The sequence below is a fragment of the uncultured Ruegeria sp. genome, assembly GCF_947504215.1.
Lineage (GTDB): Bacteria > Pseudomonadota > Alphaproteobacteria > Rhodobacterales > Rhodobacteraceae > Ruegeria.
Genome location: NZ_CANNGO010000012.1, coordinates 69874 through 83836 on the forward strand (window position 1 = coordinate 69874; position 13963 = coordinate 83836).

Annotated in this window: 11 protein-coding genes and 1 pseudogene; 10 read left to right on the plus strand and 2 right to left on the minus strand. The window is 57.2% G+C overall.

From position 1 onward, the window contains the following. The first annotated feature begins 14 nt into the window (after positions 1 to 14). Entirely contained in the window at positions 15 to 2348 is a 2334-nt protein-coding gene (locus Q1B21_RS18055) for a molybdopterin-dependent oxidoreductase (RefSeq protein ID WP_299891717.1), read from the plus strand. Then, positions 2345 to 3112, plus strand: a complete 768-nt coding sequence (locus Q1B21_RS18060) for an IclR family transcriptional regulator (protein ID WP_299891719.1) — start codon at positions 2345 to 2347, stop codon at positions 3110 to 3112. Before Q1B21_RS18055 ends, Q1B21_RS18060 begins: the two co-directional genes overlap by 4 nt. Positions 3113 to 3132: 20 nt before the next feature. On the opposite strand, the gene Q1B21_RS18065 is transcribed toward Q1B21_RS18060, so the two are convergent. Next, positions 3133 to 3528, minus strand: a complete 396-nt coding sequence (locus Q1B21_RS18065) for a rhodanese-like domain-containing protein (protein ID WP_299891722.1) — start codon at positions 3526 to 3528, stop codon at positions 3133 to 3135. A 129-nt stretch (positions 3529 to 3657) separates the two neighbouring features. Here Q1B21_RS18065 and Q1B21_RS18070 point away from each other — a divergent pair, with 129 nt between their 5' ends. The 8 genes and pseudogenes from Q1B21_RS18070 to Q1B21_RS18105 all read left to right on the plus strand — a co-directional run bounded on the left by Q1B21_RS18070 (position 3658) and on the right by Q1B21_RS18105 (position 13505). Continuing rightward, the gene (locus Q1B21_RS18070) at positions 3658 to 4932 is read left to right on the plus strand and encodes an FAD-binding oxidoreductase (RefSeq protein WP_299891725.1); all 1275 of its coding nucleotides are present in this window, start codon (positions 3658 to 3660) and stop codon (positions 4930 to 4932) included. Between the two features lie 6 nt (positions 4933 to 4938). Beyond that, entirely contained in the window at positions 4939 to 7005 is a 2067-nt protein-coding gene (locus Q1B21_RS18075; protein ID WP_299891727.1) for a hydantoinase/oxoprolinase family protein, read from the plus strand. Between the two features lie 3 nt (positions 7006 to 7008). Further along, complete coding sequence (locus Q1B21_RS18080; protein ID WP_299891729.1) at positions 7009 to 8655, plus strand: hydantoinase B/oxoprolinase family protein; 1647 nt, start codon at positions 7009 to 7011, stop codon at positions 8653 to 8655. 5 nt (positions 8656 to 8660) lie between these two features. After that, positions 8661 to 9407, plus strand: coding sequence for an SDR family NAD(P)-dependent oxidoreductase (locus tag Q1B21_RS18085; protein WP_299891732.1), 747 nt, complete (start codon positions 8661 to 8663; stop codon positions 9405 to 9407). Beyond that, a complete protein-coding gene (locus tag Q1B21_RS18090; protein WP_299891734.1) occupies positions 9404 to 11305 on the plus strand; it encodes a propionyl-CoA synthetase in 1902 nt (633 codons plus the stop codon). The genes Q1B21_RS18085 and Q1B21_RS18090 overlap by 4 nt, the downstream gene beginning before the upstream one ends. After that, on the plus strand, positions 11302 to 11646 hold the full coding sequence (locus tag Q1B21_RS18095; protein ID WP_299891736.1) for a RidA family protein: 345 nt from the start codon (positions 11302 to 11304) through the stop codon (positions 11644 to 11646). The genes Q1B21_RS18090 and Q1B21_RS18095 overlap by 4 nt, the downstream gene beginning before the upstream one ends. Positions 11647 to 11659: 13 nt before the next feature. Further along, a complete protein-coding gene (locus tag Q1B21_RS18100; protein WP_299891739.1) occupies positions 11660 to 12403 on the plus strand; it encodes an amino acid ABC transporter ATP-binding protein in 744 nt (247 codons plus the stop codon). A gap of 418 nt (positions 12404 to 12821) precedes the next feature. Continuing rightward, positions 12822 to 13505 (plus strand): annotated as a pseudogene (locus Q1B21_RS18105) (IS6 family transposase). A 91-nt stretch (positions 13506 to 13596) separates the two neighbouring features. On the opposite strand, the gene Q1B21_RS18110 reads toward Q1B21_RS18105, so the two are convergent. After that, positions 13597 to 13947 carry an antibiotic biosynthesis monooxygenase gene (locus Q1B21_RS18110; protein WP_299891742.1) on the minus strand — a complete coding sequence of 117 codons (351 nt, stop codon included), beginning with the start codon at positions 13945 to 13947 and terminating at the stop codon, positions 13597 to 13599. Between the last annotated feature and the right edge of the window lie 16 nt (positions 13948 to 13963).

Here is a 13963-nt window from a genome sequence, read left to right on the forward strand (position 1 = left end):
ACCGGAACAATGACGTGACCGCAGAGACGACCCGGACCCTGACCGGAAACCATTGGGGTGCTGGTATTTCAGAAACAAAAGACGGCAAACTGGTCGCGGTTCACCCGCATCCTGACGATCCGAATCCTTCAGAGATCAACCGCAATATTGCCTCAAGTTTGAATGGTCGCGCGCGCGTATTGCGTCCGGCTGTCCGTCGCGGATGGCTGGAAGGTGAGGGCGTACGTGGACGCGACAGTTTTGTCGAGGTCAGCTGGGATGACGCGCTGGAGCTAATTGCCGCCGAACTGACTCGTATACGTCAGACCTTTGGTAACACAGCCATCTATGGCGGGTCATATGGCTGGTCCAGCGCGGGCCGTTTTCATCATGCGCAAAGCCAACTGAAGCGTTTCCTAAACGGGCAGGGCGGGTTCGTCCGGTCCGAGGGTAACTATAGCTACAATGCTGCACTAGTACTGATGCCCCATATCGTAGGGCCGTTCAGAACGCATGTTGCACAGGCGACCCGTTGGCAGGTCGTCGCCAAACACACCGATCTTGTCGTGATGGTCGGGGGCATGGCCACGCGGAACACGCAGGTCAGTGACGGTGGCGTTGCCAAGCACAGGATGATGGACAATCTGAAGGCTTGTTCAGAAGCTGGAGTTAAGTTCGTGAACTGCAGCCCGCTGAAAAGTGATGCTGCGGATGAGATCAAGGCCGAATGGTTGCCGCCAAAACCCGGCACCGACACAGCGGTTATGATGGGGCTTGCACACACCTTACTGTCCGAAGGGCTTCATGACCCGGAGTTTCTCGATCGATACACGGTCGGGTTTGACAAGATGGCGGTATATCTACGCGGCGAGGCCGATGGGGTCAAAAAATCAGCGGAATGGGCGGCTGCGATATCCGGTGTTCCAGCGGATCGCATTACATCCCTCGCACGCGAGATGGCAGCAGGCCGTACAATGATCACTTGTGCAGCGGCGCTTCAGCGAGCGGATTTCGGTGAACAGCCTTTGTGGATGACGGTTACCTTGGCTGCGATGCTGGGACAGATCGGACTGCCCGGCGGTGGTTATACCGTTGGATATGGTGTGAACGCCAATATAGGAAACATCGAGCGCCCCTTCCGCTGGGGTACATTCCCTCAGGGTAAAAACCCGATTTCGGATTTCATTCCGGTGGCAATGATCACAGAAATGCTTCTCAATCCGGGCGAGGAGTACAAGTACAACGGGGAGAGCCGTGTTTTCCCGGATATTCGCATGATCTGGTGGGCTGGAGGGAATCCATTTCACCACCATCAGGATTTGCGGCGTCTACACAGGGCATTTCAGCGACCGGAAACCATCATTGTGAACGAGTTGAACTGGACTTCGACGGCTCGTCACGCAGACATTGTCTTACCTGTCGCAGCGCCGCAGGAGCGCACAGATTTTGGCGGTGGCAAATCAGACAATGCTCTGGTGCCCATGCCTGCGAGTGCAGAACCTCCGGGGGAAGCGCGGGCAGAATTCGACGTCTATGCTGATCTCGCCGAACGTTTGGGAACTGCGGAGCAGTTCTCCGAAGGGCTAGACAGTGACGGTTGGTTGCGCCGTATTTGGGATCAGACGCAAAAGGCCGCAATCGCGTCCGGAGAGAGCGTGCCCGACTGGGAGACCTTCATGAGTGGCGATGTCGTAGAATTGAAGGACCCGTCTCCGACACAAGTCTTCATGGCTGAGTTCCGAAAGGATCCCGAAGCGAATCCGTTGCAGACTCCAAGTGGCCGTATCGAAATCTATTCGGACCGTATTGCCGGGTTTCAATTGGACGACTGCAAGGGGCACGCGACTTGGTTTCAGCCACGGGATGCCGCGGCAGGCAAACAGCCTCTCTATCTGCTGTCAGGTCAACCGGGCACACGGTTGCACTCTCAACTAGACAATGGCGACTACAGCCTGAGCCGGAAAATACAGCGGCGCGAGCCGGTTCTGATCCATCCGGACGATGCGGCGGAACGGGGAATTGCAGACGGGGAGATCGTCGAATTGTTCAACGATCGCGGTCGATGTTTAGCGGGCGCGCGTATCACAGCTGATATTTTGAAAGGTTGTGTTTTTTTGTGGACCGGCGCCTGGTATGACCCCGACTATGACGCACCACAGGACCGTGACCGGCATGGCAACCCAAATGTCCTGACCCATGATTTGCGCACGTCCAGCCTGACCCAAAGTCCGGCTTCTCATTCAACAATGGTCGATATGCAGCGCTATGAAGGAGAGGTTCCTGATTTGATTGTTCATGACCAACCTGCGTTTGAAGACGCTTCGCGTTCTGCTATACAGCACAAGTTGCGAGGAAAGGATAAGCAGTGAGCGAAACACCCAAAGAACCTAAGGTCGATTCTACTCTGTCCAAAGGCTTGGCTATTCTGGAAAACCTCGCTGCGTCTCAGGGTAGCAAGGGTGTAACTGAGCTCTCCCGCGAACTGGAATTGACGAAATCTAATACATTTCGTCTTTTGCAGACCTTAAACACGCTTGGTTATGTCAAACACCTTGATGACAAGACATATGCTGCAACCTTGAAAACCTGGCAAGTTGGGCGCAGTTCCGTCGAAAACCTGAATCTGCGTGCCGCAGCTGCCCCCGAGATGGCGTATCTAAGTCAAAAAACGGGCGAAGCTATCTATCTTGCTGTGCCGGAAGGTTTGAATGTCATCTATATTGACAAGGTTGAAAGCCTGAAGCCTATCCGATCTTGGAACCCCGTGGGTGGAAGTGCGCCCATTTACTGTGTAGGAACGGGCAAGGCCATTCTGTCGAGCAATTTTGAGCAATTCCGCGAAAAGCTGAAGGGTCAATTGGCGCGATACACTGACAAAACCCTGACGACGCTGGATGAACTAGAGGCAGATGTACAGGAAACTTGTAAACAGGGTTATGCCTTTGACCGCGGAGAGTTCCGCGATCGTATTCTAAGTTTTGGCGCACCTATACTTTTGCCAGATGGAGAGGCGATTGCCGCCCTTGGCATCTCACTCCCCGACATCAACCTAAGTGAAGGCGGAGAAGACCGTTTAGGCAGATTGGTTCATCACGCCGCAGAAAGCGTGACGCAGAAGCTGCGCCAACTCTAGCCCGCAGCCTCTGCCAGGTATCAGTCCTTCTTTTCGACAGGACCGCCGGATTTTTCCCACGTGCTAAAGCCTTCTTTCAGGTGGGCGGCTTCAAATCCCATGTCCTGAAGGGTGGCAACGGTGATGGCCGAGCGCCAACCAGAGGCGCAATGAAAGACGTACTTCTTGCCTTCCTGGGCGAATACGTCTTTGTGGTAGGGGCTGTCGGGGTCAACCCAAAACTCAATCATTCCGCGCGGCGCGTGGAAACTGCCCGGGATGAAACCGGTGCGCTGACGTTCTCGTACATCACGGATGTCCACAATAACCACGTTGGGGTCGCCGACCATCGCGATTAGCTCCGCTGTTTCGATCTCTTCAATTCGATGACGTGATTCCTGCACCATCTGAGCTGCTGTTTTCTTAAGCTGGGCCATGCCTATTGTTCCGATATTTAAAACGAGCTTTTCGTATATTGACACAAAGTCGGCTTCATTGCAACTTAGGATAACAGGAATCACCACACTATGTGGCGTATTTGTAGTTAGAAAAGAGGGTGCCCGCGCATGAGTACAGACAGCCCAATCTCTCTTTGGGATATGTCCGCGGAGGAACCGGATATTCGCAATCCGATGGCCGGCGACGTAGAGACGGATGTCGCAATCGTTGGTGGGGGCTTCACGGGTCTTTCAACAGCGCTTTTTTGTGCGGAGAAGGGGCTGAGTGCCCATGTGCTCGAGGCCAAGCATATCGGCTTTGGCGGCTCGGGTCGCAATGTGGGCCTGGTCAACGCCGGTGTTTGGCACCCCCCTGCCGCTGTTCGGGAGAAGCTGGGCGATACCTACGGGCCGCGCTTCGTCACGCGGTTTGGCGAAGGGCCGGCACAAGTTTTTGATCTTATCGAAAAACACCAGATTCGCTGCGAAGTGACCAAGACAGGGACAATTCACGCCGCGCACGCGCCGTCCGGTTTTGAGGACCTAAAAGCGCGTCACGCCGAGTGGGCGCGTCTGGGAGAGCCGGTCGATTTGCTTTCGCCAGATGAAATGGTCGAGAAAACCGGAACAAGCGCTTTCTATGGTGGCCTACTGGATCACCGCGCTGGCACAATCAATCCGATGGGCTATTGCCGAGGGCTTGCGCGCGCAGCAAAAGGCGCAGGAGCCGAAATCAGCACCGGTGTTTGCGCGACCAACCTACGACGCGACGGCAAAAAATGGGTTGTTGAAACCGACAAGGGTACGGTCCGCGCCAACTATGTTGTGCTGGGCACAAATGCATATAGCGACGCTTTGTGGCCTGACCTGAACCGCGTGTTCACTATGATCCACTATTTTCAGTTGGCTACGAAACCACTGAAAGGAAACATGTCTCATATTCTTCCGGGTCGTCAGGGCATCTGGGATACGGGCCAGATTATGTTTAGTATTCGACGTGATGCACATGATCGCCTCGTGATCGGTTCCATGGGTACTGTCGTGGGCTCAGTCGGGCGCGGGCTGTCGCATCGCTGGGCCAAAAAGAACCTCGCCCGCCTTTATCCCGAATTGGGTCCGGTTGAATTCGAAGAGGCCTGGCATGGTCAGATCGCCATGACTCCGGACCACCTGCCGCGCATCTATCAGTTGGCACCGAACCTGTTGACCCCAATCGGCTACAATGGGCGTGGCATCACAACTGGTACTATCTTTGGTGAGTGCATGGCCAATCTGATCTCGGGCATGGACCCGGCAGACCTTCCGCTGCCCATGACCGAGCTTTCGACCGTTCCGTCAGCCCCGATTATGTCCCGTCTGTATCAGACGGCTTTCACGGCCAACCAAATCCTCAAGAGCTTTTAGAGTCCCATGAGCAAGATTGATATTCGCGTCGGCGTCGACATTGGTGGAACCTTTACGGATGTCGCGTTGCGGCATCCCGGCGGTTTGTCTACCTGCAAAGTCCTCACCAACTATAGCCAACCGGAACAGGCGATTCTGGACGGCATCGTCAAAGCGGCGGATCAGGCCAGCATTGCATTGGGTGATATTAGGCAGGTCATTCACGGCACAACGCTGGTGACCAACTCGCTAATCGAAAGGCGCGGTGCAAAGACCGCTTTCATCACCACCGAAGGGTTCCGGGACGTGATTGAGATGCGTTCGGAAAACCGGTTCGAGCAATACGATCTGAACCTAAACCTGCCCAAACCGCTGGTGCCGCGGCAGGACCGGTTCACCCTGAACGAGCGCATGGGCCCGGACGGAAAGGTTCTTCTGGCGCTGGATCTGTCCGAGGTCAACGCGATGGTCGACACGATCAAAGCGGGCGGGTTCGAGGCGGTTGCCATAGGTCTGATGCACGCCTACGCCAATGACGCGCATGAGGTCGCCATGGGCGAGGCGCTGAGCAAGGCAATGCCGAACCTGTCGATTTCGCTGTCTTCGGTGATCTCGCCTCAGATGCGAGAGTTGCCGCGTTTCAACACGGTGATTGCAAACGCTTATGTGCAACCGCAGGTCGCTGACTATCTGGGCCGTCTGGTGGCGCGTCTGCGCGACACCGGGGTGACGGCGCCTGTGTTTATGCTGCACTCTGGTGGAGGTTTGATTTCGGTCGAAACCGCGGCAGAACAACCCGTGCGACTGCTGGAATCCGGCCCTGCCGGTGGAGCAATCTTTGCCGCCGATTTTGCGCGGGCGCATGGTCTGGACAAAGTACTCGGCTTTGACATGGGCGGAACCACCGCCAAGATTTGCCTGATCGAAGATGGTGCGCCCAAGACCGCCAACACGTTCGAAGTCGCGCGCACCTATCGGTTCAAAAAAGGCTCGGGCATGACCGTGTCGACGCCTGTCGTGGAGATGGTCGAGATCGGAGCCGGAGGCGGTTCGATTGCTTCTCTGGATAGCATGGGGCGACTCCAAGTTGGTCCGCGCTCGGCGGCGTCCGAACCCGGACCGGCCTGTTACGGGCGTGGCGGGACAGAGCCAACAGTGACTGATGCTAATCTACTGCTAGGCCGACTGGATCCGAATAATTTTGCCGGGGGCGCTATCCCTTTGCAAATTGCAGAATCCGAAAAAGCCGCCACGAAATTGAACCTCTCTGCCAGGGATGCCGCTTTTGGGATCACTGAACTGGTTGACGAGAACATGGCCAACGCCGCGCGGGTTCATACAGTTGAGAACGGGCGCGACATTGAGCATTTCACCATGATTGCCTTTGGAGGCGGCGCGCCACTGCACGCGTGTCGCCAATGCGAAAAGCTGGGGATAAAGGCGCTGATCATACCTCCGGGCGCGGGTGTAGGCTCGGCCATCGGGTTCCTGAAGGCTCCGTTCAGTTTTGAGGCGACACGCGGGCTGTTTCAGCGATTGGACGATTTTGACGCTGGGGCGTTGAACGCTGCGTTGATCGAGATGGAAGCCGAAGCGCGTGCTTTTGTCGACGAAGGCGCCAAGGGTGCAGAAACTGAAATCCGTCTGTCCGCGCAGATGCGTTATTCTGGACAGGGCTGGGAAATACCCGTGGTGCTTCCTCACAAACAATTCGAAGACAGCGACGTATCGCTGATCCTCAGCGCCTTTGAAGATGCTTATTGCACACTCTTTGGCCGGATTATCGACGGGTTGGCGGTTGAGATCACCAACTGGCTTCTCACAGTGTCCACGGTTTTGCCAGATACCGAACCTGTCGTCGGCTACAAAAACGGGTCTGACGCGAATGTCGCGCAAACGCGCGAGTTTTTCGACGCCGCCCTGCGCAAATCCGTCGCGGCGCGTGAGGTTGAACGGTCGAGCATGACACCAGGAAAGGCCGTCGAAGGCCCCGCGATCATCGTCGAATCCGAAACTTCAACCGTAGTCACTTCGGGTTATCGCGCAGTCGGGCAGGGCGACGGAAGTTTGCTATTGCTGGCGAAGGAGGCTTAAGCCATGGGCGCGTCAGATATCGATCATCAGATCATGTGGAACCGCCTGATCGCGGTTGTGGAAGAACAGGCCACAACGCTGATCCGCACGGCCTTTTCAACCTCGGTCCGCGAGGCGGGCGACCTGTCGGCGGGTCTGTTTGACCGTGAAGGGCGGATGATCGCCCAAGCCGTGACCGGCACGCCGGGGCACGTCAATGCTATGGCCGAAAGCGTCACGCATTTCGCTGCGCAGATCGGGCCACAGAACACGTTTGATGGCGATGTTTTCATCACCAATGACCCGTGGCTGGGCACCGGCCACCTGCACGACATCACCGTGGTGACCCCCGTATTCCGCAAGGGCGCGCATATCGGCTACTTCGCCTGTACCGCGCATGTGGTCGACATTGGCGGGCGCGGTTTTGGCCCGGACGGCAACGAGGTGTTCGAAGAAGGTCTGCTGATCCCCATCACCAAATTTGCCGAACGCGGTCAGGTGCAGCCTTTGCTGATCGAGATGATCCGCGCCAACGTACGGACCCCGGATCAGACCGTAGGCGACATGTACTCGCTAGCGACCTGTAACGAGGCGGGTGACCGCCGCCTGCAGGCGATGATGGATGAATTCGGGATCGACGATTTGCAATCCCTGTCGGATTTCGTCATCGAAACCAGCCGCAAGGCAACGCTTGAAGCGATCTCGAAAGTACCCTCGGGCACCTATCACGAGACCATGCAGGTCGATGGCTATGACGCGCCGGTGCATATGGAGGTGACCCTCAGCGTCGATGGCGATCAGCTGCTGGCTGATTTCGCAGGCACATCGGGTATGAGCCGCTTTGGCGTCAACTGCCCCGAGGTCTATACCCGCGCCTACGCCTGCTACGCGCTGAAATGCGCGATTGCGCCCGAGGTTCCGAACAATACCGGCTCGCTTGAGCCGTTCCGCATTACCGCGCCCGAGGGCTGCATTCTGGCGGCAAAACGCCCGGCACCCGTGTCGGTGCGCCATGTGATGGGCCATCTGGTGCCCGATGTGGTTCTGGGCGCGCTGCACAAAGCGATGCCCGACACGGTTCCGGCCGAGGGCGCAAGTGCGCTGTGGAACATCCAGATTTCCGCCCGTGCGTCCGACCCCGAAAGCGGGTTGCCGAACCGCGAGGTGCTGATGTTCAACTCAGGCGGCACCGGTGCGCGCCCCGGTTTTGACGGGCTCAGCGCCACGGCCTTCCCCTCGGGCGTGTCGACGATGAGCGTCGAGGCCACCGAGCATGTCGGGCCGATCACCGTCTGGCGCAAAGATCTGCGCGAAGGCTCCGGCGGGGCAGGGGCTCTGCGCGGCGGTCTGGGCCAGACCATCGAGATCGAACCGCGCGAAGGCTATGATTTCTACTTCAACGCCATGTTCGACCGGGTCGACAACCCGGCGCGCGGGCGTAACGGCGGGCTGGCCGGTGGTGCCGGTGCGGTCGAATTGGCCGACGGGACAAAGCTGCGCTCAAAGGGTCGGCAACTGGTCAAGAACGGCCAGAGGCTGAGACTAAGCCTGCCGGGCGGCGGTGGCTATGGCGCGCCGGAACAAAGAAATCGCGACGCGGTGGCAGGCGATGTGGCCGCCGGGTTCATCACAGCCGAACAGGCAAAGCAAGATTACGGATTCGAAGGATAAAGCAGATGGCTGACACTCCAATTGCAGTTGTAACCGGGGCTGCGCAGGGCATTGGACTGGCCTGTGCCGAGGCGCTGACCGAGGATGGCTACAAGGTCATTCTGGTCGATATTCAGGACGGCGTGCACGAGGCTGCCGCCAAGCTGGGCGGTGTTGGAATGGTCTGCGACATGGGCGACATGGATGCCATAGGTGCGATGTTCGACACGATTGAGGCAGAACACGGCCCGGTCTCTGCACTGGTGAACAATGCGGGCATCGCGATGCCGGGGAATTTCCTGGACTATGATCTGTCCGCCTTTGATCGGGTAATGGATATCAACCTGCGCGGCGTGTTCGTCGCCATGCAGCGCGTTGCATCGACCATGGTCGCCAACGGCATCGAGGGTGCGATTGTGAACATGTCGTCGGTCAACGCGCAGGTCGCGATCCCGGCGATCCCGGCCTACTGTGCCTCGAAAGGCGGCGTCATGCAGCTGACAAAGGTGGCGGCGCTGGCGCTGGCTCCCAAAAATATCCGTGTGAATGCGGTCGGCCCTGGCTCGATTGATACCGAGATGATGGCGGGCGTGAACGCCAACCCCGAAGCCTTCAAGATGGCGATGTCACGCACCCCGCTGGGCCGCGCAGGCACCGCGCGTGAGATTGGCGATGTGGTGGCGTTTCTATGCTCGAAAAAATCCAGCTATGTCACCGGTGAGACGATTTACGTCGATGGTGGCCGCCTCGGCCTGAACTATGTGATGTCATGAGCTACGCCGACGCATATGCAAGCTGGCAGGCCGACCCCGAAGCGTTCTGGGGCGCGGCCGCCGAACAGATCGACTGGTTCACGCCAGCCGACAAGGTCTTTGACCCGGATATGGGCGTTTACGGCCGCTGGTTCGCTGGCGCGACCTGCAACACCTGCTGGAACTGCGTCGACCGCCATGTCGAGGCCGGTCAAGGCGACCGCAAGGCGCTGGTCTATGACAGCCCGGTCACGGATACCGCCCAGACCTTCAGCTTTGCTGAACTGCAGGCAGAGGTCGGCGCACTGGCTTCGGTCATGCGCGCCCATGGTGTGGGCAAGGGCGACCGCGTTGTCATCTATATGCCGATGGTGCCACAGGCGGTGTTCGCGATGCTGGCCTGCGCCCGTCTGGGCGCGATCCATTCGGTGGTGTTCGGCGGATTTGCACCGCACGAACTGGCCACTCGCATCAACGATGCCGAGCCCAAGATGATCATTTCGGCCTCTTGCGGGATCGAGCCGGGGCGGGTCATCCACTACAAGCCACTGCTGGACGCCGCGATTGAAGAGGCCACGACCAAACCCGAACACTGCCTGATTCTGCAGCGCGACTTGGAATTGGCGGAACTGATTCCGGGCCGCGATCTGGACTATGCCGCGCTGGTTGGCGCCGCGAAGGACGCAGGCGAGACCACGGAATGCGTGCCGGTCGAGGCGACCGATCCGCTCTATATCCTCTACACCTCGGGGACGACCGGCCAGCCGAAAGGCGTGGTGCGCGACAATGGCGGCCATATGGTCGCACTGAAATGGACGATGGAGCATCACTACGGGCTCACTCCCGGTGAAGTGTTTTGGGCCGCATCAGACGTGGGCTGGGTCGTCGGGCATTCCTATATCTGCTATGGGCCGTTGCTGCATGGATGCGCCACCGTTGTGTACGAGGGCAAGCCCGTGGGCACGCCCGATGCAGGCGCGTTCTGGCGGGTCATTCAGGACCATGAGGTTGCCGCGCTGTTCACTGCTCCGACTGCTTTCCGCGCGATCAAGAAAGAGGACCCCAAGGGTCAGTTGATCGGGCAATATGACCTGTCGAAATTCCGCGCGCTGTTTCTGGCTGGAGAACGCTCGGACCCGGCAACGATCCAATGGGCAGAAGAGAAACTGCAACGCCCGGTGATCGACCACTGGTGGCAGACCGAAACCGGCTGGGCCATGTCGGGCAACCCAGTCGGGTTGGGGCAGTTCCCGGTCAAGTATGGCTCACCCGGCAAGCCAATGCCGGGCTACGATATTCAGGTGCTGGATGACGAAGGCCATGAGGTCCCGCCCGGCACCTTGGGCAACATCGTGTGCAAACTGCCGCTGCCGCCCTCGGGCTTTCCGACGCTTTGGAATGCGCCCGAACGTTTCCTGACCTCGTATATGAATGAATTCCCCGGCCACTACGCCACATCGGATGCTGGGATCATTGATGAGGACGGCTATGTCTTCATCATGGCCCGCACGGATGACATCATCAACGTCGCCGGGCACCGCCTGTCGACCGGCGCGATGGAAGAGGTGATCGGGGCGCACCCCGACATCGCTGAATGCGCTGTGGTCGGTGCGGCGGATGCTTTGAAAGGCCAGATGCCACTGGGGTTCTATGTGACCAATGACGGCGCCGATCGGGTCTCAAGCGAGCTGGAAAACGAGCTGGTCGCGTTGATGCGGGAACAGATCGGGGCGGTCGCAGCCTTTAAAACCGCCATTCCGGTCAAACGATTGCCGAAAACGCGCTCTGGTAAGGTATTGCGCGGTACGATGCAGAAGATTGCCGACAGTGTTGAATTCAAGATGCCGGCCGCCATCGACGATCCGGCCATTCTGGATGAGATTTCCGATGCGCTGAAGGGTCGGGGGCTGTTGAAATGATAGAACGTCTCCGCACCGGTGCCCGGATGTCGAAGATCGTCAAGCACAATGGCGTCGCCTATCTGTGCGGTCAGGTTGGTTCGGGTGACAACGTCACCGAACAAACGCAGGACTGTCTGTCGCGCGTTGATGCCCTTCTGACCGAGGCGGGCTCGGACCGCGAACATATCATGCAGGCCACGGTTTGGCTGAGTGATATGGCGGATTTTGCTGAAATGAACGCCGTCTGGGATGACTGGGTGCCCGAGGGCCATGCGCCCGCCCGCGCATGTGGCGAGGCCCGTTTGGCGCGGGATGTATTGAAAGTCGAGATCATCATCATAGCCGCAATAAAAACCTGAAGGGGAGATTACCATGTCCGAAACACCAGCTGTCAGACTAAGCAAAGTGGAAAAATACTACGGGTCTTTCCACGCCCTCAAAAATGTAAACCTGACCGTAAGCAAGGGCGAAAAAATTGTCGTCTGTGGGCCGTCTGGATCGGGCAAATCAACCATGATCCGCACGATCAACCAGCTTGAGGAGCATCAGTCGGGTCTGATCGAGATCAATGGCCACGTGATCAGCGCCGAAGATCCCAATATCGACAAGCTGCGGCAAGATGTTGGCATGGTGTTTCAGCACTTCAACCTGTTCCCGCATATGACGATCCTTGAGAACTGCACGCTGGCCCCGATGCTGGCGCGCAAAATCTCGCAGTCCGAGGCGGAAGAGACCGCGATGATGTATCTGGAAAAGGTCCAGATCGCCAATCAGGCGCCGAAGTATCCCGGCCAGCTTTCGGGCGGCCAACAACAGCGCGTGGCCATCGCGCGGGCGCTGTGCATGAAACCGGATATACTGCTCTTTGACGAGCCGACCTCGGCATTGGACCCCGAAATGATCGGCGAGGTTCTGGACGTCATGGTTCGTCTGGCTGAAGAAGGCATGACCATGATCTGCGTGACCCATGAGATGGGGTTTGCCCGTAAAGTTGCTGATCGGATCATCTTTATGGATGCCGGTGAAATCATCGAAGAGGACGATCCCGAAAGCTTCTTTACCAATCCCAAGAGCGAGCGGACGAAGAATTTTCTGGAACAGGTGTTGGTTCATTGAAAATGAACGCGATCTGCTTTTTCAATTGCAAGGCGCGGCTTTACGCCGCGGTTCGCTTGAGGCGGCCGCTAGATCGTCTGCCCTGCGACCTCCCCAAGTTAACCTTGTCATATTCTAAGGATAGATTGGGCAGATGAGGATCGTGGGCTTCATTCGCATGCGACTCAGGCAATCTCACAAAGTTCTCGAGAGAGACGGCTTCGGAGCTTTTCTCTATACAAATTAGGCGTCTCCACACGTCCCGCACTCAACGTCGTCCATGGAGTGTTTCTCCTACTCTGGAGATTGAACAAATGAGACCTCGTTCTGATTTCTGCGACTTTAGTACGTCCCATCGGTTCTGTCGCAAACTCCGTCCCCACCTGTCAGATCGAACGCAGTTCTGTTAACGCGGGCTTGCATATGACAGGAGCAAACCGTGACGATCTCATTTAAGGGTGCGCATTTTCCGAAAGGCGTGATTTTGCACGCGGTTTTCTTCTACCTACGCTACGGTGTTTCATACCGGGATCTGGAAGAAATCATGGCCGAACGTGGTGTTGACCTGGACTACGCGACGTTGGACCGTTGGGTCATTCGATATTCTGGTCTCATTGCGGACGCAGCGCGGTATAGAAAGCACCCCGCTGACCGTACGTGGCGAATGGATGAAACCTAAGTGCGGGTCAAAGGCAAATGGGTTTATCTTTACCGAGCGATCGACAAACACGGCAAGACCCTTGATTTCATGCCGTCCGAGCGCCGCAACAAAGCCACTGCGACGAGGTTTTTTGCCCGCGCGCTTGAGCTGAACGGTCTACCATGCAAGATCGTCATCGACAAAAGTGGTGCCAACACTGCTGGCATCAAGGCGATCAACAAGATGCTCAAGAGCTTTGGTTGTCCCATACCTATTGAAATGGTCAGACGGAAATACCTCAATAACATCATTGAACAGGATCACCGTTTTATCAAACGCAGGGTCAGGCCCTTGCTGGGCTTCAAAGCTTTCGCTACAGCCTCATCTGCCCTGGCAGGCATAGAATTGGTCAACATGATCCGTAAGGGTCAATTCACGCCCGAGCTCCGACCGTTTCAGCAATTCTCCCAATTGGCAGCATAATCAACTCTCCAGTTTCGTCTATACAACTCTCAAAGAAATTTGCGACAGAACCCCGATCAACCCTCTGAGACTTGATTGTTCTGCCGTCCAATCAACGCGCGAAGCCGTCGAATAGTTTGTAGACCATTGGGCTGATGGCTGCGTGCCGATCTTGAATTTCCTGTGGAATATTGCCCAGATACACCATGCGAGTCGCTGGGGCTGCTTCCAGCCAGCGATCTGCGAAACGATCCCAGTTCGTGATGTGAATATGCGCTGAATCCACATTTGCAAAACGCTCATAGACAAGAACGGCGCCGTCATCAGAGACATAGTATTGGTAGTTCAGCGTTCCGCCTTCCGCGCGTGTGGCGGCAACGATTTCTTCTACGATGCCTTTAAAGTCGTCGCGTCGACCGTCCTTGATTTGTGCTTCAACGATCCATCCAAGGTTTTCGAACATAGTTCTATCCACTTTC

Bases quoted from the DNA above. Each gene is read 5' to 3' on its own strand.
- Q1B21_RS18065 (WP_299891722.1), bottom strand. From the start codon at position 3,528: ATGGCCCAGCTTAAGAAAACAGCAGCTCAGATGGTGCAGGAATCACGT.
- Q1B21_RS18070 (WP_299891725.1), top strand. From the start codon at position 3,658: ATGAGTACAGACAGCCCAATCTCTCTTTGGGATATGTCCGCGGAGGAA.
- Q1B21_RS18075 (WP_299891727.1), top strand. From the start codon at position 4,939: ATGAGCAAGATTGATATTCGCGTCGGCGTCGACATTGGTGGAACCTTT.
- Q1B21_RS18080 (WP_299891729.1), top strand. From the start codon at position 7,009: ATGGGCGCGTCAGATATCGATCATCAGATCATGTGGAACCGCCTGATC.
- Q1B21_RS18085 (WP_299891732.1), top strand. From the start codon at position 8,661: ATGGCTGACACTCCAATTGCAGTTGTAACCGGGGCTGCGCAGGGCATT.
- Q1B21_RS18090 (WP_299891734.1), top strand. From the start codon at position 9,404: ATGAGCTACGCCGACGCATATGCAAGCTGGCAGGCCGACCCCGAAGCG.
- Q1B21_RS18095 (WP_299891736.1), top strand. From the start codon at position 11,302: ATGATAGAACGTCTCCGCACCGGTGCCCGGATGTCGAAGATCGTCAAG.
- Q1B21_RS18100 (WP_299891739.1), top strand. From the start codon at position 11,660: ATGTCCGAAACACCAGCTGTCAGACTAAGCAAAGTGGAAAAATACTAC.
- Q1B21_RS18110 (WP_299891742.1), bottom strand. From the start codon at position 13,947: ATGTTCGAAAACCTTGGATGGATCGTTGAAGCACAAATCAAGGACGGT.